We start from the raw sequence: 21081 nt of genomic DNA, 5'->3' as shown, positions 1-21081 counted from the left end.
CGATGCGGGCTGTGGGTCGCCCTAAGGCGTCGGACCCGACCCTGAGCCAGCCAACTCTACAGCGGCCGATTGCCCGGTGCAGAGGACTTCGGACATTCCGTGCAGACGACTCCTGAAAATGACACCGAAGCCCTAGAATCCCGCGATATCTGACCGTCCGCCGAGTTGACCCAAAAGTGCGGCCATATTGATCCATCACGGTGCGCAGTCCGGACTGCTCGGCCCGCGCGGTTCTGCGGCTGCACCGCGTGATCGCCTCCGCGAGGCTCCCGAAGCGTTATCGCCTAGCCCGCTGACACATCGATCAGCACCTTGCCGACGATGCTCTCTTCCACCGCCGCGTGGGCCGCAGCAGTGTCAGCCAGGTCAAACCGATGCAGCGGAAGACCCGCGGCCTCTCCCACCGGAAGGGCGCCGTCTGCGATGGCCGCATTGTGTCCTCGGCGGCGGCGTGCACCGCCGCCATGCCAACGGTGTAGAGCAACACGAACTGATAGCGGATATTGAGGCTGAAATGCCTGCGCACGTCCAGGGTCACCTGATCGCCTCCATTGTTGGCGTAGACCGCGACGGAGCCGCGGTTGCGGATCACTGCCAGGTCAAGTTCCGCGTTCTGCGCGGGTGCCACCTCCACGATCTGGTCGACGCCCTCGGGAGCGATCCGGCGGATCTCTGCGGCCGCGTGGGTTTCCCGGTAATTGATGACGTGATCGGCGCCGGCGGCCGTGACCAGCGCAGCCTTTGCCGGTCCGCTCACGGTCGCGATCACAACGGCGCCGGCCCACTTGGCGAGCTGGATCGCCGCATGGCCTACGGCGCCGGCCCCTCCAGCGACGAGAACTACCTTGCCGTCCAAGGCTCCCGGGTGCAGCCGCCGCGGGCCGTCCTCGGCGATGGTCAGGGCCCGGTGAGCGGTGACCGCAGGAACGCCCAGGCTTGCACCGACGTCGAAACCGGCGTTCTCCGGCAGCGGAAAGACCCGCTCGGCCGGAAGGACGGCGAACTCCTGCGCTGTCCCGCCGTCGGCGCGCTGGTAGGCGGCCAAGGCCAGCCAAACTCTGTCACCGACGTGGAGATGCTCGACGCCGGGTCCGACGGCGTCGACCACTCCGGCACCGTCTTGGTTCGGCACGACCTCCGCGAAGGGCAAGGGCTCGCCCGGTTTGGCCCCGCGGCGGGACTTCCAGTCGGTGGGGTTCACCGCGGAGACCATGATCCGCACGCGTGCCTCCCCGCGCCCCGGGTCGCGGATCTCGCGGTCGACGAGCTCGAGAACAGACGGGTCGCCGGTGGCACGGTACACGATAGCTTTCATACTCAGACCTAACGCCGGCCCCGACCGAAAATTCCCGCCGGGTGCCGGACCAGATGCGGGCAACGGGCCTCGCCAGGAACGTCCTTCGTCCTGACTGGACCGCCTTGTGGCGGGACTTCAAGGGTCGAGACCCGGCCTCAGCAGCTCGAATCAATCAATCACCAGGTCCGGCCGGGCCGTCCGGGCTGCACCGGAGGAATCAGGAGGCTCCCGGACGTCAGCTGGCCGGTGCAGGCCGGCGCCGCTGGCGCAATTGCCTCAGCGTCCAGTTCAAACCAGCGAAGTGAGCTACTTTCTATCCGGAGGAACCGCATTTGCCCACCACCGTCAAGGCCGCCCCCGGCGAGCCCCTGCCATGGACCGGCTATCGCGCCTTGATTTTTGACTGGGACGGCACCCTGGTTAACAGCCATGGGGCCAACTACCAGGCCATGGCCGCAGCCCTGAACGCACAGGGTGCGCGAATGGAAAAGGTGTGGTTCGATGCCCGAACAGGATTGTCCACTCCGGAGATGGCCTCTCTCATCAGCGGCGAGCAGAACATCGACCTGAATCTGGACCAGATCGTGAGCGCGCGCAACAGCGAATACATGCAGCTGCTCGAGTCCGTCAGGGAAATCGTGCCAGTAGTCAACGTTCTCCGTGAAGCGTCAGCGGCAGGGGTTCTGACCGCTCTTGCAACCGGCGGAGGAAAGGCCACTGTGATGCCCAGCGTCGACGAGCTCGGGCTGCGGGATCTATTCAACGTCATTGTCACGAGAGAAGATGCCGAGCGTGGGAAACCGGCGCCGGATATCTTCCTGACTGCAGCGAAACGCCTGGAGGTCTCCCCCGCCGACTGCCTGGTTTTTGAGGACAGTGAAGAGGGACTCGCTGCGGCCCAGCACGCAGGCATGGACTCGGTGGATGTACGAGCGCTGCGCGGAACTGTCGCGTGAACGACGGCTGTCCGCCGGACGGGCAAAACTATGTGATCCCGTGACACCAGGGGGACCAGTTCATAGGGACCGACTCCCCTCTCCTGTAATCTGGGCGCTCCGGTCCGGGTTAGGACATCCGTGCGGCGGCACGGTGTGAACACGGGCGCCACTCGATGCAGGGCCTCTCTGGCCAGCCGCCGATTCGGAAGTGGAACAGCGAGAACGTCAAATCCACAAGAAGGAGTCCCGGCTGGATCGGGATGGTGCTGGGATATGATCGCGGATCATGAGCGCAACGCCGAGCACCACAGGAACCGTCCGGGCTGTCTTCCTTGACGTGGACGGCACCTACGCGGACTACGGCGTGGTCCCCGAGGGCCATGCGCGCGCTGTGCGGGCAGTGCGTGAAGCCGGCCACCGGGTCCTGCTATGCACCGGCCGGCCGGTCTCGATGCTGCCCGACAGTATCCTCGCGGCAGGCTTCGATGGCATCGTGGCCAGCGCCGGCGCCTACGTGGAGGTGGCCGGGACCGTGCTCGTGGACCGGCGCTTCCCGGCAGATCTCGCGGCCAGAACGGTTAGGGCACTCGACGCGCACGACGCCGTGTATGTCCTGGAGGCGCAGGAGGCGCTGCACGTTTCACCGGCGGCGATGCAGCGTTTGCGAGCGATCCTCGACGCCCATTTCAGCAAGGCGCAGGAGGGCCCGGTGGGTTCTTCCGCTATTCTCGGCGCGGTGCGCACCACTGCGGACCGTGGGGCCGTGCCCTTCGCCAAGGTCTCCGTCTTTGAGTCGCCCGTTGCCATGGAGCGCCTGGTCCAGGAAATCGGCGACGGCATTGCCGTCGTCGCCAATTCGGTGGCCGACGAGGGCCGGCACGCCGGCGAACTGTACCAGTTCGGGATCAGCAAGGCTGACGGTGTCGCGGCCGTTATCGCCCACCTCGGCATCTCCCGCGAAGACACAATTGCGATAGGTGACGGCGCCAATGACCTGGAGATGATCGCCTACGCAGGTGTCGGCATCGCCATCGAAGGCTCGTCCCCCGAGCTTATGGCCATCGCGGACCTCACCGCCGCCGGTCCGCGGCAGGAGGGGCTCGTTGCCGCGTTCGCCGAGCTCGGCCTCCTCTAATCCGGCACGGCTTGGGATTTCGCGGAAGTGACATGACGCTTGCCAAGCAACTAGGCTTCACGGCCCCTTCGTCACAGACCAACTGATACACAAGACACTCTCGCCGTACGCGGACGACCTAATCATTGCCACAAAAGTAGGACAATCGCGAGAAGGACCCGGCCAGTGGACCGCCCTCGGTCGGCCCGTTCATGAGACGCCGGCGGCGCCGGAGGCAACCGCAGGCGCAGCGCCGTCGGGCTTTACCGCGCGGCACGACGGCGGGTGGCGATGGCGAGTGGAATGGCGGGAATCAAGGTCAAAGCGGCAATGATCGTGCCGACGAGGCCGGGACCGGTGGTCCCGAGCGGGGAGAGCAGGGCTGCCCCGGCGATGGCGGTGCCCACGGCGGTGCCTGCGTTGAACGCCGAGACACTCAGGGCGGAACCGAGGGTCGCGGCTTTCCCGGCGAAGCGGACCGCCAGGTGAATCAGCACGCTGTTGGCGCTGAGGCCGAACAGGCCCAGCAGGACTACCAGTGCGCTGGTCAGCCATGGCGAACCGGGCAGCAGGCTGATTCCCAGCAGGAGGATGGTGGTCACCGCGGGTGTAATGATCGTGATCGGGCCGGGGTGGGCGTCGCCGAAGCGGCCGGCGAGGAGGGTGCCGATGACCGAGCCCATACCGAATCCGGTGAGCACCAGCGGGACCTGGGCAGCGTTCACGCCGGCCTGATCCGTCAGGATCGGGGCGATGTAAGAGTAGGCGGCGAGCACGCCGCCGCACGTCGCGGCGCAGGCAGCCAGCGCCAGCCACAGCCGGCCCGAGCGGAGACCGGCCAGTTCGGCACGGATCGAAGTTGTTTGCGCCGCCGGGGCGCCGTGCGGCACGAGGCGGGCGACGAGAACAGTGGCAACTGCGGCGGCGGCCGCCAGGGCCCAGAAGGTTCCGCGCCAGCCGACGAGCTGCGCTACGAATGCCCCCAGCGGCACGCCGAGAACGGTGGCCAGTGCCCCGCCGGCGCCCACGACCCCTACCGCTCGGGCACCTGAGGACGGGCCCGCGGCGCGGGTGGCCACCACAGCGGAAACTGCCCAGAACGCGCCGGTGGCAAGGGCGCTGACGAACCGTGCCACCAGCAGCAGCGTGAAGTCCGGGCCAAGCGCCACAACGATGTGGCCGATAACGAACACGATGAGCGCCAGGACCAACGTCAGCTGCCTGGACATGCGCATCGTCAGCATTGCCATCAGCGGCGCGCCTATGACCATGCCGATCGCGAAGACGGTGATCAGCGATCCGGCCTGGGCGACGCTCACCTTCAGGTCTCCCGCGATCATCGGAAGAATGCCGGCCACCACGAACTCGCTCGTGAGCATCAGGAACGTACCCAGTGCCAGCACGTAGACCACCACCGGAAGCTTCGGCCGCCGTCCGATCTCACCGGTTTTCGTATTGCCGGCAGTAATGCCGTCCTTGATTTTTGTCTGCACGCTCATACGCATTCCTCATTTAGGCAGTGGAAAATGTCTTGTATCCATTTCAACCGTTTGCTCACCGGGCGGAGAAGGCTGCGTTTATCGGGGTATAAACGGTCCCCCCTTTGCCGGAACATCGGCGGGTGCGGGCATGCTCACGAAGCGCGGCGACCCGTCCCGACTGCGACTCATGGATTGGCAATCCAAGGCATCTGGCGAGTGGGGGCGGGGTTTATGGGGGGAAGAAGCTGTCTCCCCCTAACCGAAGTGAACCGGGGTTACCGTGGACGTATGGACCATCTGCCTGACAACCGCACCGACATCCGGGACTTCCTGGCCAGCCGCCGCGCCAAGCTCAACCCGGACCAGGTCGGCCTCCCCGCCGGGACCCGACGGCGGGTCCCGGGGCTGCGACGCGAAGAGGTCGCCGTGCTCGCCGGGGTGAGCACCGAATGGTACGCGCGGCTCGAGAAAGGCCACATCAGCGGCGTCTCCGAAGATGTCCTCGAAGCCGTCGCCCGGGCACTGCACCTGGACGATGAAGAACGCGCCTACCTCTTCGAACTGGCCCGGGCGGCCCGGCCCGCAAAGCGGACTCCCGTCCGCAGCAAAGAGCCGGAGGTGGCTGCCCAGGTCCGGTGGCTGCTTGACTCCATCACCATGTCCGCCGCGTTCGTCCGCAACGGCCGGCTCGACGTCGTCGCCGCCAACCCGCTGGGCCTGGCGCTTCACGCTCCAATGTTCGCCAGCGACACCACCACCGCGAACGGCCACGCGAACTTCGCGCGCTTCCACTTCCTCGATCCGACCTCGCGGGACTTCTTTATCGACTGGGACGCCGGCGCCGCAGCCACCGCCGCCCTCCTCCGCACCGAAGCCGGCCGCGAGCCCAACGACAAGGCCCTCCGCGAACTCGTCGGCGAACTGTCCACGCTCAGCCCGGAATTCCGCACCCTATGGGCATCGCACGATATCCGATTCCGGCACGACGGCATCAAACGGCTCCAGCACCCCGTTGCCGGATACCTGGAACTGACCTACCAGTCCCTCGCCCTGCCCACCCTCCCCCGCGCGGTCCACGAACTCAGCGTCTACACCGCCGAACCCGGAACCATCCACGAGGAGCACCTCAGGCTGCTCACCAGCTGGGCGGCCACAACCATCCCAGAAACAGCACAAACCAACAGCTAGCCAGACCCATACCGACGGGGGTGACCTTGGGCCCCGTGTCGATTCAAGCTTTTTGCAAGGCGCTTCTGGCAGGATGCATTCCGACGTATCCCGATTGAACGTGGGTGGTTGTTATGTATGAAAACGCGAACTCGAAACGCTCCGTCCGGTTTTGGGTAGTTTCCATTGTGACTTTGGGTGCCCTTGGGGTCGTGGGCTGGTACGCGATCAGCGTCTTCGCGCGCCTGTTGTTCCCTTCCTGAGGCAGGATCATTAGTTTTGTCTCGAGGACGTCGGGATTGAGGGGAGCCCTGGCCGAGCCGACGCAGACCGGCGGTGGCTGGGGCGCAACGATCCGATCATCGGATACTGGTCCCGCGCAAGGCTGAGTTCGCCCGATTATGGATGGCGAGCAGGGCCATGTTGGGACATGATCGGAAGATGCGCCGATCCGGAAAGATTCCATTCTGGGCGGTCCCGCCAGCCCTGCGCGGCTACAGGATCGAGTGGCTGCGCCACGACCTGGTGGCCGGCGCCGCGCTCTTCGCGATCTTGGTCCCCGCGGGCATGGCGTACGCCCAGGCCGCCGGCCTTCCACCGGTGACCGGCCTGTACGCGACGGTAGTGCCCCTGCTTGTCTACGCAGCAGTCGGGCCATCGCGTGTGCTGGTGCTGGGGCCGGATTCCGCGCTCGCCCCGATGATCGTTGCAGCCTTGGTTCCCTTGGCCGCGGATAACGAGCAGAAATCCGTGGCCCTGGCCGGTCTCCTGGCCATACTGATTGGCGGCATCTTGCTGCTCGGCTCAGTGCTGAGATTGGGAATCGTCACTGGACTGTTGTCGAAGCCCATCCGGCTCGGCTATCTCAACGGCATCGCCTTGCTGGTGGCTGTGTCCCAGCTTCCCACCCTCCTGGGGATCTCCGTGGAAGGCAGTACACCTTGGGAAAAACTCATCGCCGCCGCGCCGAAGGTGCTTGCCGGCGAGACCAATTTGACGGCACTACTGCTCGGCCTGGTCTCGCTGGCGCTCATCTGGGTTCCCCGCCGGCTGAAATGGAAGGTTCCGGGCGTGCTCATTGCGGTAGTGGTGTCCTGCATCGCCGTGGCCCTGCTGGGACTCCAAGAGCGTTTGAAGGTCACAGGTGCCCTCCCGCAGGGGCTCCCTGCACCGGCCCTGGGCGGAATTGGCTGGGCTGACGTCCTGACACTGTTGCCCGCCGCCGCCGCGATCGCCCTCATCGTCTTCGTTGATACCGGAACCCTGTCCCAATCCCTGGCGGCCGCAGAGGACGGCAGGGTATCCGGCAACCATGAAATGGCAGCCTTGGGTGCGGCGAACGCTGCCACCGGGCTGCTGGGCGGCTTCCCGGTGTCGGCCAGCACGTCCCGCACGCCGGTAGCAGTCGAGTCCGGGGCGAAATCCCAGCTCACGGGGGCTGCGGGCGCAGTACTGGTGCTCGGCTTCATGCTCGTGGCGCCCGGCGTCACCGAGTTCCTGCCCGCCACAACCCTTGCCGCCATCGTCATCGCCGCAGCCGCCGCAATGGCCGACCCGGCCGGTGTGCGACGGCTCATCGGCATGAGCCGCAGTGAATCGTTGGTGATGTTCGCGGCATTCCTGGGGGTCACCATACTGGGCGTCCTCCCGGGCATCGCCATTGCCATCGGCTTGGCAATTCTGGACTTCCTACGGCGGGCCTGGGACCCCTACCGCGCTGAACTCGTGGACGTGCCCGGTATACCCGGGTACCACGACGTGAGCCGTCATCCGGAAGGGGAACGCATCCCCGGCCTGTTGATCCTGCGCTTCGACGCACCCCTGTTCTTCGGCAACGGAGCCTTGCTGGGGTCCTTCGTACGCAACGAACTGGACCAGGCGGAGGACGGCACTGAACGCGTGGTGCTCGCGGCAGAACCAGTGACAGGAATCGACACGACTGCACTGGACGAGTTGGTGCAGCTTGACGAATGGCTGGACCGGCACGGCGTAGACCTGGTATTCGCCGAGCTCAAAGACCCGGTCAAAGACAGATTGTTGCAGTACGGCATGGGCGCCCGCTTCTCTCCCGACCATTTCTACCCGACAGTGAGCGAAGCAGTGAGGGCGTTCCAACGGGAGAAACGGGAGGGGTAGGAAACGGTATCCCCGGACGCCGTGAAACAGCAGGCCCCCGCCTCTGCACCTGGGCTCGTGTCAGCCCATCGGAGGTGTCAGCCCGTACCGGGCGATGATGTCCGGCAGCCAGGGCGGCTCACCGAACTGAAGCCCGTATTCGGCGGCCATTTTGGCAATAACCTCGGGATCCGGCGGACCCGCTTCAAAGTGATCGGCCAGTCCCCAGAAGAAATGCTCAAACCCGGCCGGGCTGATGATCTCGATCAAACGGGCGGGGACTTTGCCGGCATTCCACATCGTGTGGAGCTCCCCCCGCGGTTTCGTGATGTAGCCTCCCGCTCCGAGCACCGCCTCACGATCGCCGGACCGGAACCCTATCTCGCCTTCAAGGACGATCGAGTACTCGTCCTCCCTCGTATGGGTGTGCGGGGGGACCAGAGCCCCGACAGGGAACGGGTGCTCCACAATCGAGAGCTGTTCATTGGTGTCTTCGCCGAAGAGCTTGAAGACAACGCCGATTGTTCCGAGACGACCCTCCCGCCCGTTGCCCGGCAGCACAACTGTCAACCGCGGAGCCCTTTCAAGGTCCATAACAGACCACCCCTCCAATTTCAATATACAATGGTGTTTACCGAAATTGTCCGCCCGGGAAGGAGCCGAGTCAATACATTGAGTGAACACCACGGTTCATCCAAGAGCCGCCGCTACGAAATGAGCAAGAGGACAGAAAAGATAAGCGGCACTCACCAGCGCATCATCGACGCGGCCGTGACCCTGCACGGTTCCGTCGGGCCGGCCCGCACCACGATCGCGGGCATCGCCGAAAAGGCCGGTGTCACCAGGCTGACGGTCTACCGCCACTTTCCTGACGACGAGGCACTGTTCTCCGCCTGCTCCTCGCACTGGCTCTCGCAACAGCAACTGCCGGACCCCGAGGAATGGTCCCGGCACGCCGACCCACTCGTACGCCTGACCGTTGGCCTGACCGATCTGTACCGGTTCTACCGCCGCGGCGAGGCCATGCTCACCCGAATCTATGCGGACTGGCACGCGCTCCCCCAAACACGCCGCGCGGCCCTCGAATCCACGAACGCCCACTTCCGGAACATTCTTCTCGAGCCGTTCCCCGAGCCGAACAGGAATTCCAGGTTTAACGCCACGCTCAGCCACGCGGTTTCCTTCTGGACTTGGCGATCACTTTGCCATGACAACGGGCTCTCCGACGATGACGCCGTCGAAGTCATGTCCACCCTGATCACCACCGCAGTCCGCGCTCCGGAGACGCCCGACGCACCCATGCCAGAGAACGCGGGCGTCCGCGGACAGTGAACCGCTAAAACAGGCGGACAGAACCTGCTGCCAGGTCGGCTGCAAGTAGTGCGGTGCGCGGCCTTCAGCGGAAGAGAGGCGAGTCCAGAAAGGTGGTCACAACTTCCTGCACCAGAGGTGTCTTCGCGAGCCCGAAGAAATGTGTCGTGCCCGGAAAAACCGCGAGCTGCGACGCCGGTACGCCCTCAAAGTCGCCGTTCACGTCTCCCCCGCGCAGCTGCAGGAACCGCACCGCGTGCTCGAGCTTGACCATGTCGCAATCGCCGACGGTGATCAAGGTGGGGGCCGCGATGCCCCGGACCTCGTCATCACTCCACCCCGTCGCGCCCGCGTCGTAACGCCCGAGCTTGTCCAGGAGTCCTTGTAGATGCTCGCGGTCGGGATGCGGCGACACCGTCAGATAGCGCTCTTCCATGGGGGTGCCGGCGATCATGTCCACGGTCATGGCGGCGACCGCTTCGGAGTTTTCGCCCCGATCGCCGTCGGGCCGGAATGACACGGACGAAACGATGAGTTTGCGGATCAGGTCCGGGCGGTTGACTGCCAGATGCAGTGCGACCGCGCCGCCGACGCTGAATCCGAAGATATCCACCTCCCGGACGTTCAGATGTTCAAGGAGCCCAACGACGTCGGAGGCGAGGTCTCGGGTGTTCAGCGGACGGTCGATGTCGTTGGTTCGACCGTGACCTTGGAAGTCCATCGCGATGACCCGGCGGCCCGCCGACAAGCCCGGGAGCAACGCGCCAAATTGCTGCTCGATATCGAACAGCCCGCCATGTAATAACAGCAGCGGTGTGCCGCCGGCACCATGCAGCTCGTAGTACATCTGCATTCCGTTAACGGGGGCGTACCCGGTTTCGGGGCCTGCCGTCGCTTGCTGATCCATCCGCTCGTTCTCCACCCGTGTCAGGACGCCCTTCGTTTTGGGGCCATCCTAGTCCGGCGGCAGTGCAGGCGGCAGGGTGTTCGGGACTGACAACAGCAGCGTTCGACGGCGGGTGCGCACCCGCCGTCGAACGCTTTGGTTACAAGCCTGTTCTGCTTGTCAGGCCCTTGGCATAGAGCGAGATGTCTCAAAAAGCTATTGCTTGGCGGACCGCCGCGGGACCTCCCGCCGCCGTCCGGCTCTGAACGCGCAGCTACATGGACGGGTCAGCCTCGGGGTCGTGCTCGCAACCAGCCTGACTCCGCGTAAGGCCCACACCCCGATAGTTAGGCACGGCGGTGAATGGACTTGTAGCTCAGGTACGCGTTGAGTCCTTCGATCCCGTACTCGGTGCCAAGGCCCGAGTCGTGCCGGCCGCCAAAGGGTGCGGCATGGTTGGATGCGAAGAAATTGATGCCCACGGAGCCGGTGTCCATCCGGTCCGCCACGTTCAGAGCAGCGTCCGCGTCCTTCCCGAACACCAGCCCGCCCAGGCCGAACTCGGTGTTGTTCGCCAGCGCGACGGCCGCGTCAACACTGCCATCGGCGTCGTCGTATTTTAGGATGCACAGGACCGGTCCGAAGATCTCCTCGCGGGAAATCCGCATCTCCGGTGTGACGTCGGCGAAGACTGTGGGCTCGACGAAGTAGCCGCCTTCAAGGCCACCGCCCAACGTCGCCGCACGCCCGCCGGTGGTGGCCCGTGCGCCTTCGGCCAGGCCTGACTCCACGTACTCCAGCACGGTCCGGTACTGGGACTCCGTTGCGCAGGGGCCGAACACGGTGTCCGGATCGAGCGGATCACCCTGCGTCCCGGCGGCAATCGTGGCCGTGACCATGTCCACCACCTCGTCATAGCGGCTCGCGGGCGCCAGGATCCGGGTGGAGATGTAGCAGGTCTGGCCGGTGTTGCGCATGGAGGACCGGATCAGGACCTTGGACATGGCGTCCAGGTCCGCGTCGGGCAGCACAACGGCGCTGGATTTCCCGCCCAGCTCCAGCGTGACCGGGCGCAGCAGTTCACCGCAGGCCGCGGCAATTTTCCGGCCCACCGGCGTCGAACCGGTGAACGCCACCTTGTCCACGCCCGGGTGCTTGACCAGCACATCCCCTAGCCGGCCGGAACCGGTGACCAAGTTGACCACGCCCGCCGGGACCCCGGCCGCGGCGACGGCGTCGATAATCACCCGGATGGACAGCGGAGTGGGCGACGCCGGCTTGATCACCACGGTGCAGCCCGCCAGCAGTGCCGGCGCCAGTTTGATGACCACCAGGTTGATGGGGAAGTTCCACGGTGCGATCAGCGCGCAGACTCCCAGCGGGTCGCGCCGGACTACGGACTCGCCGCCGCCGCGTGGGAAGGGGCGGACGTCTTCGCGCTCGAGGTACTCGGCGAGGGTGGCAAAGTAGCGGAAGATGCTTGCCGCGTTGGCGGCCGCGCCGGCGGACTCGGAGACCGGGGAGCCGTTTTCCCGCGAGTTGGTCAGCGACAGTTCTTCAGCCCGCTTTTCCACTTCGTCGGCAATCCTTAGCAGGTAAGCGGCGCGTTCAGACGGCGTAAGCCGGGGCCACTCCCCCTGAAACGCTCGCTGGGCGGAGCCGACGGCGGCGTCCACGTCTTCCGGTGTTCCGTCCGGCACCGAGCCCCACACTTCGCCCGTGGCGGGGTCAGTCACAGGGTTGCGGCCCGTGCTCCGCGAAGGCTGCCACGCTCCGCCGACAAAGATCGTATCCACATACGTATGCGGCAGGGACAGCTCCGTCCGGGCGACCAGGGCGGGAGCATTATGCGTGGCGGAGGTCATCGGATCACCGCCGTCTTGAGGAGGGCGTTGGATCGGTTGAGGTCCGCCGTCGCCATGTCCACCGCCGCCTGCGTGATGAGTTCGGGCACGATCTCGGTGGCCAGCCGGTCGGTGTACGTTGCCGGGTCCATGGCGAACCACGAGGAGGCCAGCGAGATCCCGGCACGGTCGAAACGCCACAGCCTGTCGGCGTCGCGCATCAAAGCGTCCTCCAAGGACCTGGCCACTGGCCGTGTGTCGTGGCCGTCGATGATTTCGCAGACGCGTTCCACAAAGGCCGGCGAATAGCCCAGCCCCGGGAGCACCCGGCGGGCCACCTCGCAGCCCTGCTGCTCGTGTTCGTAGCGGATGGCAGCCTTCCGCCAGTCACCGGTGAAGCCCTCGGAGATGATGCGGGATTCATCAACGTGGGCCCAGCCGGTGTCGTGCAGCAGGGTGGCCACGCGCACCAGTTCAGCGTCGGCGCCGGGATAGGCCCGGCACAGCCTTTCGGCGTAGGCCAAGGAAATCGGCAGATGGATGTCGTTTCCGCGCGTCCGGGTTTCCTGGACGACGGCCTTCCACAGCGCGTCGAGTTCCTCAAGGGCCGCGGGGGTGTTGCAGATGGCGGTGGTGTCCACCGGACCGGCCGCGGGTACGGGCCGGACGCTGTACTCCGCGGCGAAGGCCTCGGCCGGCACGTCCGCCGGTTCAGCGGCGAGGCCGGCTGAAGCGACCGGAGTCTTGGGGGTGCGCATATTGCTCCTTCGGGTGGGCCGACGTATTGTCTGAGTGCAGTTAGCTGTCCGTGGTGATGGTCTTGAGTTGCGTGGCGGGGTCCGCCGCGGCGTCGGCGGGGATGTTCTGCCCCTTTGCCAGGGCGTTCTTCACTGCCATAAAGTCCAGCGGTGCGTTGACGCAGTCGGCGGCGATTACCTGGCCCTGGCGGTAGTAGAGGACGCTGAACTTTCCGCGTGCCTCGTCGCGCCGGAGGACTGTATGGTCGAAGCCGTTGCAGAGACCCGCGATCTGAAGCTTGAGGTCGGCCTGGTTGGACCAGAACCACGGGATGCCGGCGTATTCCTCCCGCCGGCCCGTGAGCGAGTAGGCGGCCACCTTGGCATGCTCGATGGCGTTGTTGACGCTTTCCAGCCGGATCCGCTCACCCGGCTCCGAGCCCGGTACCGGGTTGGGCAAGTTGGCCACGTCCCCAACTGCAACGGTGGTGCCGTCCGAAGCGAGCGCGAAACGGTCCACTACCACACCGTTGTCCACGTCCAGTCCGAGCTGTTCGGCCAGCTGCGTGTTGGGGATGACGCCGATGCCGATCAGCACAATCTGGGCAGGCAGGACCGTGCCGTCCTTAAGCTCGACGGCGGCGACTGCAGTGCCGCCGTCGGCGGGGGTAAAGCGCGCCGCACTCGTGTTGAGCCGGATGTCCAACCCACGGGAGCGGTGTGCCGCCAGGAAGTACTCGGCGGTCTCCTCCCCCACCGCCCGGCCCACCAGCCGCGGCCCATATTCGAGCACGGTGACGTTTTTGCCCATCTTCTGCAGGCTGGACGCGGCCTCCAGGCCAATGAACCCGCCGCCGATCACCACCACGTCCGTGGCGTCGCCTACCCGGGCTTTGAGAGCCAGCGCGTCGTCGGCATTGCGCAGGTACAGCACGCCGTCCAGGTCCGCGCCCTCGGTGTCCAGTTTGCGGGCGCGGGCGCCCACGGTGAGGGCAAGCCGTTTGAAGGGGAACTCCCGGCCGGAGGACGCGTGCGCCACCCCGGAACCGTCCGCTTCCTTGTCGATCCGGGCGATGTACTCGCCCTTGACCAGGTCCACGTTGTGCTCGGCCCAATATTCGTTGGAGCGAAAAATCAGGGATTCGCTTTCCACGGTGCCCTGCAGGAACTCCTTGGACAGCGCGGGCCGCTGGTACGGGCGGTGGTCTTCATCCCCGAGCAGGGTGATGTGTTCGTCGAAGCCCAGGGCCCGGAGCGATACGGCAAGCTGTACGCCTGACTGGCTGGCGCCAATAATCAGGAGCCCGGTCTGGGTGGGGACGGTGGTGGCGCCGGCCGCCTGCTCCATTGCGTGCGTGCCCACGGTTACACCTGGGATTCCGGGGTGGTGACGAACAGTTCGAGCTCGTCCGTGAGGCGCAGCTGGCAGGACAGCCGGGAGTTGTCCTCGCGGTCCACTGCGGTGCCGTACAGCATCTCGTCCTCCATGTCCTCCATGGGCGGGAGCTGCGAGACGCAGTCTTCCCGGACGAAAACGTGGCAGGTGGCACAGGACAGCGAACCGCCGCACTCGGCTACGATTCCGGGAACGCCGTTGCGCACCGCGGTTTCCATGACCGAGTCGCCCACGTTGCCCTCGACGTCGCGAACGGCGCCTTCGGCGTCGGTGAAGTGAACCGTTGGCATTGGTCCTCCTTGGGGTTGAAGTTGGTTGTTGGTGGAATGGCTGGTCAGCTCAGCAGGCTGGTCAGATGAACTGCCGGCCGCCGTCCACCACCATGGTCTGGCCGGTGTAATACGAACTGTCCGGTCCGGCGAGGAAGAGCGCGGCTCCCACGATGTCCTCCGGCTGGCTGGCCCGCTTGATGGCACCGCGGTCCACGCCGTAGTTCTCGGCATTTTCCATCAGGCCGTAGCTGGCCTCGGTGAGGGTGAAGCCGGGGGCGATCGCGTTGACCGTGATCCCCCGCCGCCCCAGCTCCTTGGCCATCACCCGGGTCAGGGCCACCACGCCGCCCTTGGAGGCGACGTAGTGCAGCCATTGCTCGGAGCCGCTGAAGATGGTGGCGCTGGAGAGGTTGATGACGCGCCCGCCCTCGGGCAGGTATGGGCTCGCGGCGCGGGTCACCAGCCAGGGGCCTTTGAGGTTCACGTTCATTACCAGGTCCCATTCGGCCGGATCGATCTCCTCAAACGGGGTGCGGGTCACCGCCGCGTACACCGCGGCGTTGTTCAGGACGACGTCGATGCTCCCGTTTCCGAAGTCCGCGCAACTTTTCGCGAGGTCCTCCGTGGAGTCCACGCTGGTGACGTCCGCTGAGAACGCTGCAGCTTCGGCGCCGCTTTCGCGGACCAGTTTGGCGGTCTGCTCAGCACCCTCGAGGTTGATGTCGGCCACCGCCACGCGGTAGCCGCGGCCGGCAAAGCCGAGCGCAAACGCCCGGCCCAGCCCGCCGGCGGCACCGGTGATGAGGACGGTCTTTCCTGCTTCAGACATTCTTGCTTCAGACATGGCTGTGACTGTGAGCGCCGGGTCCGGTCACCAGCAGTTCGTCCTCGGCGTCGAGGATCTGGACCGTGCCCTTGGTCCCGTCCACCCGCAGCCGCTGGCCGGTTTTTATGGTGGTGGATGCCGATCCGGTCCCAGTCACGGCCGGAAGCCCGTATTCGCGGCACACGATCGCGGCGTGGCTCATCATGCCGCCGATGTCCGTCACCGTGGCCTTGATCTTCCCGAAGATCGGGCCCCAGGACGGGGCGGTGACGGTGGCGACGAGGATTTCGCCCTGCTGCACCTCGGAGAGCTGGTCCGCGTCGGTGATGACGCGGGCCAGGCCTTCGACGACGCCGGGCGAGGCCGCCATGCCGCGCAGGCCCCCGCCCTCCACTTCCTCGCCGGCGCCCAGCCACTGCTGGACCTGCTCGGTGGTGATGCCCCAGAGCATCCGGGTGAAGGGTTCGGTGATGGATTCCGGCGGGGTGTTCAGCGCCGGGGCGGGCCGGGCGGTCTTGAGCGCGTCCACGATTCCGCGGCGGCGCTCGATCTCGGCCGGCCAGTAGTCCGGACCGATCGGCTTGGCACCCACGCCCCAGCCCGTGACAAGGTCGAAAAGCGCGTCACGGACCTCGTTGCGGCCCAGGTAGAGGAGGTCGTCCGGTTCGGTCCAGAAGCCCTCGGCCTGCATCATGCGGGACAGCTCACGGATCTTGCGCCAGAAGACGCCCATGGTCCAGTGCTCGATGTAGAAGTTGTGGTTCTCGACATAGGGGTAGGCCGTCGCGGCGAGCCCGCGCTTGGCGTCGAAGAGGGCCTGGGTTTCGCCTTCGAGCAGCTCGCGGTACTCCTCGATGACACGGTCGCGTTCAACGATGAGCGCCTCCACCGGGCGCATGATTTCCTGGCCCTCGTCCACACGGCGGATGTAGTCCGCGATGTAGCCCAGCGGGATTTCCTGGTGCTCATTCCAGTACTTGTCGTGGCCGTAGAATCCGTTGCCCACAGTGAAGTTGAACCACGGGTCCTTGGCGCCCTCGTACTGGGCGATCCACCGGTCCCCGCCCGGAGCGGCCGCGATGGCCGCCAGGGTGGCCCCGACGTCGTCGGTGTTGCCGAATAGAGGCTGCAGTTGCAGCTCAACGGCGAGCTTGGCGAGCTGCTTGAGCTCGTCATCCGGGCGGAAGAGCTCCATGTCCACGCCCTGCACCATAGTGGCGATGGACTGGTCCGGGATGTTGGGGAAGGCCTGCTTGCAGAAGTTGAAGAAGTCCAGGTAGGCGATGTAGCCGAGGTTGAGGAACTCGAAGTGGTACTGCCAGTTCTGGTAGGCCAGCTGGATGAGCCGGTCGTAGCTCTCCAGCAGCTTCTCGGAGCCATCCTTGCCTTTGCCGGAGAGAATGTCCTCCATAGGGACCACGTCCGGAAGCCTGGGGAAGGAAATGGTCTCCATCTCCTCGATAGTGCCCTGGACCTTGACGTGCCACTGCCTGAGGAGCTGGTCCCAGTTCTGGAAGTAGTGGCCCACGCGCTGCTCGAACAGGGGCACGCGGGCAGCGATCTGGTCCTCCGGCACCGGGATCGGCGACATGTAGAGGTAGCCCAGGTGGACGCGGAACTCGATGCCGTTCGCGTTCGGGATCATCAGGTGCCGGGCGTTGTACTGGCCCAGGCACTTGACCGCGAACTCGCCGCCGATCGTCTCGAAGGGCTTGAACACGGTGGGCCAATGCTGGCTGTCGCAGAACCAGAACTTGGCGTCCTCCTGTTCCTTGAGCTTGTCCTGGAACACCAGATAGTAGGGGTAGATCTTTTCCCAGCCCTCGGCCCCGGCGGGGACCGGAAGCTCGGAGGGCTTGGGGAAGGACTTCAGGGACATGGCGGTCCTTTCAATACGGGCTCGGCGTTGAGCCTGGGTGATCGCGCGGACTAGCGGGTAAAAAACTTGTCAGAAAGAGGGCTTGAGCAGCGAGGCGGTGATGCTGCCGAGGTTGAGGCCGCCGGTTGAGGACGACGGCGTGGTGCCTGCCGACGTCGGGGACGTGGTCGATGGCGGGTGGCTGAGTCCGCTGAAGTAGCCGCCGGCGGTGGCGCCCGGCTGAGCCGTTGCGGCAACCGCCGCCGGCTTGGAGGAGTGCACGGTTTCCGGGCGTGACTGCAGCAGGAGCAGGTTGCCGCCGTCGGGCAGGTCCGCGTCGAGGGCCCATTCGATGTCCTGGGGGCACTTGTAGTGCTTTTCCGCGCGCTTGGCCATCTGCGCGACGGCCGTGAGTTCGGCGTCGGTGAGGCTGCGGCGGCCGCGGCGTTCGGCGTCGACCTCGCGTTCCACCAGACGGCCGGCGACCAAGTCGGGGACGAGCTCGGCGTGCTTGTCGCCGAGGTGTTCGGAGATGACGGCCAGGGTGACCTTGTCCAGCATGATGTTGTCCGGCGTGACCTGGCCCGAGACCACCATCTCGCCCACCCCGTATGAGGAGTCAATGGTGATCTTGGAGCGGTCGCCGTTGGTGGGGTCCATGGTGATCGCAACGCCGGAGACGCGTGCGTTGACCATCTTCTGCACCACAACGGCCATGGAGAGGCCGTCGTTGGGGATGTTGTTCTTGAGCCGGTAGATGATGGCGCGGGAGGTGAAGAGCGAGGCCCAGCACTGGCGGATGTGCTCGGTGACGGCCTGGACGCCGTCTAGCCATAGGTAGGTGTCCTGCTGGCCGGCGAAGGACGCGTCCGGAAGGTCCTCGGCGGTGGCGCTGGAGCGGACGGCCACCGGGACTGGCGCCTCAAAGCGGGACATCAGGGACTCGTAGGCGGTGATGGTGAGTTCGCGCATGGCCTGGGGCACCGGGCGGGAGCGGATGTCCTCGCGAATGCCGGCGGCGATCTTGTCCACCTGGCCCATGTCCTCGGGGTCCAGGCCGGCGAGGAGCTGGTGGATATCCCGGGTGATGCCGGCTTCCTTCATGAACGCGTCGAACTGGGCGGTGGTGACCACGAAGCCTGGCGGGACGGGCATACCGGCGGAGGTCATCGTGACCAGCGAGGCGCCCTTACCGCCGAGGTTTTCGAGCTTCGGTTCGATGCCGCCGTCGAAGAACTGGATGTATTCGTTGCTTTGCATTTCTCAGGCCTTCCAGCTGACGGGGACGGTCTCGGGGACGCGGAAGGAGAGGTTCTCGCGGAAGGCTATGCCGTCCGGATCCTCGAGCTGCAGCTGCGGGGCGAGCCTGGCCACTTCCTCGAGCGCGATTTTGGCCTGGAGCTTGGCGAGCATGTTGCCCAGGCAGTAGTGGATTCCGAACCCGAAGGAGAGGTGCTCGCGGGCGTTGGGGCGGGTGATGTCGAAGTCCTCGCCAGCGCTGAACTTGTTCTCGTCCCGGTTGGCTGAGCCCATGAGGAGCAGCAGCTGAGCGCCTTCCTCGATGGCGACGCCACCGACTTCGGTGTCCTTGAGGGCCTTGCGGCGCCAGCCGACGATCGAGCCGGCATAGCGCAGGACCTCGTCGATGGCTGCGGGGATCTTTTTGGGCTCCTCTACGAGCACTTTCCACTGCTCGGGGCGGGACAGCAGTTCGCGGAGCGCATTGGAGATCAGGGTAGTGGTGGTCTCGTGGCCGGCGAAGAGCAGGCTGTAGAGGACCGAGGCGATCTCGTGGTCGGAAATTTCGGCGCCTTCATGCTGAGCTTTGACCAGGTCTGCGGTGAGGTTGTCGCCGCCTTCGTCGTGGGCAACCCTGACCAGGCGCAGGCATTCCTGCCAGTACTCCACGAGGTTGTGGGCGTGCGGGACCTGCTCCTCGTCGCTGAGGTCGCCCCAGGTCATGGCGGCGCGGGAGTCGCTCCAGCGCTTGAAGGTGTCCACCTGGGAGACGTCGGCGCCGATCAGGGTGAGGATGGTGATGGTGGGGACGTCGTAGGCGAGGTCCTTGACCATGTCCCCGCGGCGGTCCGGCCGGGCGAGCATCCTTTCGAGCAGGTCGACGACGTTCTGCCGGATGAAGGGTTCCAGGGCCTTGTAGCGGCGGGGCGTGAACGCCTTCTGGACCACGGCGCGGATGCGGGTGTGTTCCGGCGGTCGGCGGGCGGAAAGGCCCGAGTATGCGGTGAAGCCGCCGTCGTCCATGATCTTCTTGGCGGCGGCGCCGCGTTCGCGGACCGGCGCCTGGGCGTTTTCGCTGGAGAAGGTCTCCCAGTCCTCGAAGACGGCCTTGATGTCGTCATAGCGGGAGACGACGTAGAGGCCGATCCGTTCGTCGAACATCACGGGCTGCTCGGCTCGGAGTTCGGCGTAGGCCGGGAAGGGGTCCTTCATCTGGAACGGCTGGTAGCCGTGGTGACCGGCGGGTGCTTCGGCGCCGTGCCCGAAGGGGCAGCGGCCGGCCGTTTCAGTCGACGATGACATCTGAGCTCCTTGGTATTCGGTCCCGCCGGCAGCGCCAGTGCTTGCCGCGGGTTTCTCTTCACCAGTGTGCCCCCCATCACCTTGGGATGGCAGGAATGACTTCCACTGAGCGGAAGCCAGTTCAGTTCAGGCCTGCAGCTGCGGGGTTTAGGCCTACTCCGTTCCCGCCGCGTGGCTGCCCAGCAAGGATTCCAGGGGGATCCGCGCGGTGGCGCGTTCAATCTGCGCAGCGATGCCCCTCAGGACCGGCAGGTGCCGGGTCATCGTGGCTGCCTGGCTGGTGGGCAGCACCAGGCCGATCGCGGCGCCGATCCGTCCGGTGTGGAAGACGGGGACTGCGATCGAGCAGGAGCCCAGCCGGACTTCTTCGAGGGTGGTGGCGTAGCCCTGTTCCCGGATCTGGGTGAGTTCGGCGGCCAGTCTTTTGGGGTCAACGTGGGTGTGCGCGGTGTGCCGCTCGAGCTGCCGGTTCAGGTAGGCGTCGCGGACCCAGTCCTCCTCGAAGGCCAGGATGACTTTCCCGACCGCGGTCGCGTGCATGGGCAGGCGCCCGCCGACGCGGGAGGCACGGGGCAGGCGCTTGGAGCCGTAGACGCGGTCGATGTACAGCACCTCGTGGCCGGACCGGACGGCCAGGTGCGCGGTTTCGCCGGTGAGGGAGAACAGGTCCTGGATGTACGGCCGGGCCGCGTCGCGCAGCTGGCGGCCCGTGTTCTGGGCGAGCTCCCAGAGGCGGATGCCCAGTTGGTAGCGGCCGTTGGGTTCGCGGGAGAGGAAGCCCCAGTCGGTGAGCTCATTGACCAGCCGGTGGGCGGTGCTCAACGGCAGGCCGGACTTTTCGGCGATGTCGGTCAGGCTGAGGGCCCCGCGGGACTTTTCGAAGGCTTCCAGGATCGAGAGGACCTTCGAGGTCACGGTCCTGCCGGGTTCGCGGCTTCCGCCGGCCATCGCGACTCCTTATTGTTAGGTGCCCATCTTAGACAGCCGGCCGGGCCGTCCGGTCAGAGTCCAGCCCGGGACCGATGCCACGCCGACGGTTCGGTGATGACGCGCGTCCGCTTCGTCGGCCGCTAGTGCTTTTTGGAATACATCAGCGACTACTCGGCGGCGGTGACATTGAACACCAAGCCGATCAGCGATCAGGCACTCGATCCGGACAGAAATCACGCTGCCAGCCCTCGGGCAGGTCCGCCGCCGGCTCTCCGAACTGATGGAAGATCCCGACCCTCTCATGCAGCAGCTCGCCCGAGACTTCATCGACGACGGTACCTTCTGCCCGGGATCCCTTCACGTGTCCC

17 protein-coding genes and 1 pseudogene are annotated in these 21081 nt (G+C 65.9%); 5 read left to right on the top strand and 13 right to left on the bottom strand.

Going from position 1 to position 21081, the window contains the following annotated elements; all coding sequences use genetic code 11:
- Positions 1-284: 284 nt before the first annotated feature.
- A pseudogene (locus MRBLAR12_RS00740) lies at positions 285-1315 on the bottom strand (NADPH:quinone reductase).
- A gap of 314 nt (positions 1316-1629) precedes the next feature.
- On the opposite strand from MRBLAR12_RS00740, the gene MRBLAR12_RS00735 reads away from it, so the two are divergent.
- Complete coding sequence (locus tag MRBLAR12_RS00735; RefSeq protein ID WP_364742663.1) at positions 1630-2253, top strand: HAD family hydrolase; 624 nt, start codon at positions 1630-1632, stop codon at positions 2251-2253.
- Between the two features lie 268 nt (positions 2254-2521).
- Complete coding sequence (locus MRBLAR12_RS00730) at positions 2522-3370, top strand: HAD-IIB family hydrolase (protein ID WP_364742660.1); 849 nt, start codon at positions 2522-2524, stop codon at positions 3368-3370.
- Between the two features lie 242 nt (positions 3371-3612).
- Here MRBLAR12_RS00730 and MRBLAR12_RS00725 read toward each other — a convergent pair whose 3' ends face one another.
- Complete coding sequence (locus tag MRBLAR12_RS00725; protein WP_364742658.1) at positions 3613-4848, bottom strand: MFS transporter; 1236 nt, start codon at positions 4846-4848, stop codon at positions 3613-3615.
- A 270-nt stretch (positions 4849-5118) separates the two neighbouring features.
- Between MRBLAR12_RS00725 and MRBLAR12_RS00720 the strand changes: the two genes are divergently transcribed.
- Entirely contained in the window at positions 5119-6018 is a 900-nt protein-coding gene (locus tag MRBLAR12_RS00720) for a helix-turn-helix transcriptional regulator (RefSeq protein ID WP_364742655.1), read from the top strand.
- Positions 6019-6438: 420 nt separating this feature from the next.
- Positions 6439-8133, top strand: a complete 1695-nt coding sequence (locus tag MRBLAR12_RS00715) for a SulP family inorganic anion transporter (RefSeq protein WP_364742652.1) — start codon at positions 6439-6441, stop codon at positions 8131-8133.
- Positions 8134-8193: 60 nt separating this feature from the next.
- On the opposite strand, the gene MRBLAR12_RS00710 is transcribed toward MRBLAR12_RS00715, so the two are convergent.
- Positions 8194-8673 carry a cupin domain-containing protein gene (locus MRBLAR12_RS00710; protein ID WP_364743711.1) on the bottom strand — a complete coding sequence of 160 codons (480 nt, stop codon included), beginning with the start codon at positions 8671-8673 and terminating at the stop codon, positions 8194-8196.
- A 111-nt stretch (positions 8674-8784) separates the two neighbouring features.
- Between MRBLAR12_RS00710 and MRBLAR12_RS00705 the strand changes: the two genes are divergently transcribed.
- Positions 8785-9444: a TetR/AcrR family transcriptional regulator gene (locus MRBLAR12_RS00705; RefSeq protein ID WP_364742649.1), complete on the top strand. Its 660-nt coding sequence runs from the start codon at positions 8785-8787 to the stop codon at positions 9442-9444.
- A 64-nt stretch (positions 9445-9508) separates the two neighbouring features.
- Here the strand turns inward: MRBLAR12_RS00705 and MRBLAR12_RS00700 are convergent, their stop codons facing one another.
- The 10 genes from MRBLAR12_RS00700 to MRBLAR12_RS00655 all read right to left on the bottom strand — a co-directional run bounded on the left by MRBLAR12_RS00700 (position 9509) and on the right by MRBLAR12_RS00655 (position 20731).
- Positions 9509-10330: an alpha/beta fold hydrolase gene (locus tag MRBLAR12_RS00700; protein WP_364742646.1), complete on the bottom strand. Its 822-nt coding sequence runs from the start codon at positions 10328-10330 to the stop codon at positions 9509-9511.
- Positions 10331-10656: 326 nt separating this feature from the next.
- Positions 10657-12174, bottom strand: coding sequence for an aldehyde dehydrogenase family protein (locus MRBLAR12_RS00695; protein WP_364742643.1), 1518 nt, complete (start codon positions 12172-12174; stop codon positions 10657-10659).
- The gene (locus tag MRBLAR12_RS00690) at positions 12171-12911 is read right to left on the bottom strand and encodes an HD domain-containing protein (protein WP_229995178.1); all 741 of its coding nucleotides are present in this window, start codon (positions 12909-12911) and stop codon (positions 12171-12173) included. The genes MRBLAR12_RS00695 and MRBLAR12_RS00690 overlap by 4 nt, the downstream gene beginning before the upstream one ends.
- A 40-nt stretch (positions 12912-12951) precedes the next feature.
- Complete coding sequence (locus MRBLAR12_RS00685) at positions 12952-14253, bottom strand: NAD(P)/FAD-dependent oxidoreductase (protein WP_364742640.1); 1302 nt, start codon at positions 14251-14253, stop codon at positions 12952-12954.
- A 2-nt stretch (positions 14254-14255) separates the two neighbouring features.
- Positions 14256-14576: a 2Fe-2S iron-sulfur cluster-binding protein gene (locus MRBLAR12_RS00680; protein WP_229995180.1), complete on the bottom strand. Its 321-nt coding sequence runs from the start codon at positions 14574-14576 to the stop codon at positions 14256-14258.
- A 61-nt stretch (positions 14577-14637) separates the two neighbouring features.
- Entirely contained in the window at positions 14638-15387 is a 750-nt protein-coding gene (locus MRBLAR12_RS00675; protein ID WP_364742637.1) for an SDR family NAD(P)-dependent oxidoreductase, read from the bottom strand.
- Between the two features lie 7 nt (positions 15388-15394).
- Positions 15395-17263, bottom strand: a complete 1869-nt coding sequence (locus MRBLAR12_RS00670) for a PEP-utilizing enzyme (protein ID WP_364742634.1) — start codon at positions 17261-17263, stop codon at positions 15395-15397.
- Positions 17264-17332: 69 nt separating this feature from the next.
- Positions 17333-18502: a PEP/pyruvate-binding domain-containing protein gene (locus MRBLAR12_RS00665; protein WP_229995183.1), complete on the bottom strand. Its 1170-nt coding sequence runs from the start codon at positions 18500-18502 to the stop codon at positions 17333-17335.
- Positions 18503-18505: 3 nt separating this feature from the next.
- Positions 18506-19783, bottom strand: a complete 1278-nt coding sequence (locus tag MRBLAR12_RS00660; RefSeq protein ID WP_229995184.1) for a cytochrome P450 — start codon at positions 19781-19783, stop codon at positions 18506-18508.
- 153 nt (positions 19784-19936) lie between these two features.
- The gene (locus tag MRBLAR12_RS00655) at positions 19937-20731 is read right to left on the bottom strand and encodes an IclR family transcriptional regulator (RefSeq protein ID WP_364742630.1); all 795 of its coding nucleotides are present in this window, start codon (positions 20729-20731) and stop codon (positions 19937-19939) included.
- Positions 20732-21081: the final 350 nt, after the last annotated feature.

The sequence above is a fragment of the Arthrobacter sp. LAR12-1-1.1 genome, assembly GCF_040676555.1.
Taxonomy (GTDB): Bacteria; Actinomycetota; Actinomycetes; order Actinomycetales; family Micrococcaceae; genus Arthrobacter.
Note: the sequence above shows the minus strand (reverse complement) of the source record. Positions and strands in the feature narration are given on the sequence as shown.

What these genes read in the sequence shown, in the direction of transcription:
- MRBLAR12_RS00730 (WP_364742660.1), top strand. Translation starts at nt 2,522, where the DNA reads ATGAGCGCAACGCCGAGCACCACAGGAACCGTCCGGGCTGTCTTCCTT.
- MRBLAR12_RS00725 (WP_364742658.1), bottom strand. Translation starts at nt 4,848, where the DNA reads ATGAGCGTGCAGACAAAAATCAAGGACGGCATTACTGCCGGCAATACG.
- MRBLAR12_RS00720 (WP_364742655.1), top strand. Translation starts at nt 5,119, where the DNA reads ATGGACCATCTGCCTGACAACCGCACCGACATCCGGGACTTCCTGGCC.
- MRBLAR12_RS00715 (WP_364742652.1), top strand. Translation starts at nt 6,439, where the DNA reads ATGCGCCGATCCGGAAAGATTCCATTCTGGGCGGTCCCGCCAGCCCTG.
- MRBLAR12_RS00700 (WP_364742646.1), bottom strand. Translation starts at nt 10,330, where the DNA reads ATGGATCAGCAAGCGACGGCAGGCCCCGAAACCGGGTACGCCCCCGTT.
- MRBLAR12_RS00695 (WP_364742643.1), bottom strand. Translation starts at nt 12,174, where the DNA reads ATGACCTCCGCCACGCATAATGCTCCCGCCCTGGTCGCCCGGACGGAG.
- MRBLAR12_RS00690 (WP_229995178.1), bottom strand. Translation starts at nt 12,911, where the DNA reads ATGCGCACCCCCAAGACTCCGGTCGCTTCAGCCGGCCTCGCCGCTGAA.
- MRBLAR12_RS00680 (WP_229995180.1), bottom strand. Translation starts at nt 14,576, where the DNA reads ATGCCAACGGTTCACTTCACCGACGCCGAAGGCGCCGTTCGCGACGTC.
- MRBLAR12_RS00675 (WP_364742637.1), bottom strand. Translation starts at nt 15,387, where the DNA reads ATGTCTGAAGCAGGAAAGACCGTCCTCATCACCGGTGCCGCCGGCGGG.
- MRBLAR12_RS00670 (WP_364742634.1), bottom strand. Translation starts at nt 17,263, where the DNA reads ATGTCCCTGAAGTCCTTCCCCAAGCCCTCCGAGCTTCCGGTCCCCGCC.
- MRBLAR12_RS00665 (WP_229995183.1), bottom strand. Translation starts at nt 18,502, where the DNA reads ATGCAAAGCAACGAATACATCCAGTTCTTCGACGGCGGCATCGAACCG.
- MRBLAR12_RS00660 (WP_229995184.1), bottom strand. Translation starts at nt 19,783, where the DNA reads ATGTCATCGTCGACTGAAACGGCCGGCCGCTGCCCCTTCGGGCACGGC.
- MRBLAR12_RS00655 (WP_364742630.1), bottom strand. Translation starts at nt 20,731, where the DNA reads ATGGCCGGCGGAAGCCGCGAACCCGGCAGGACCGTGACCTCGAAGGTC.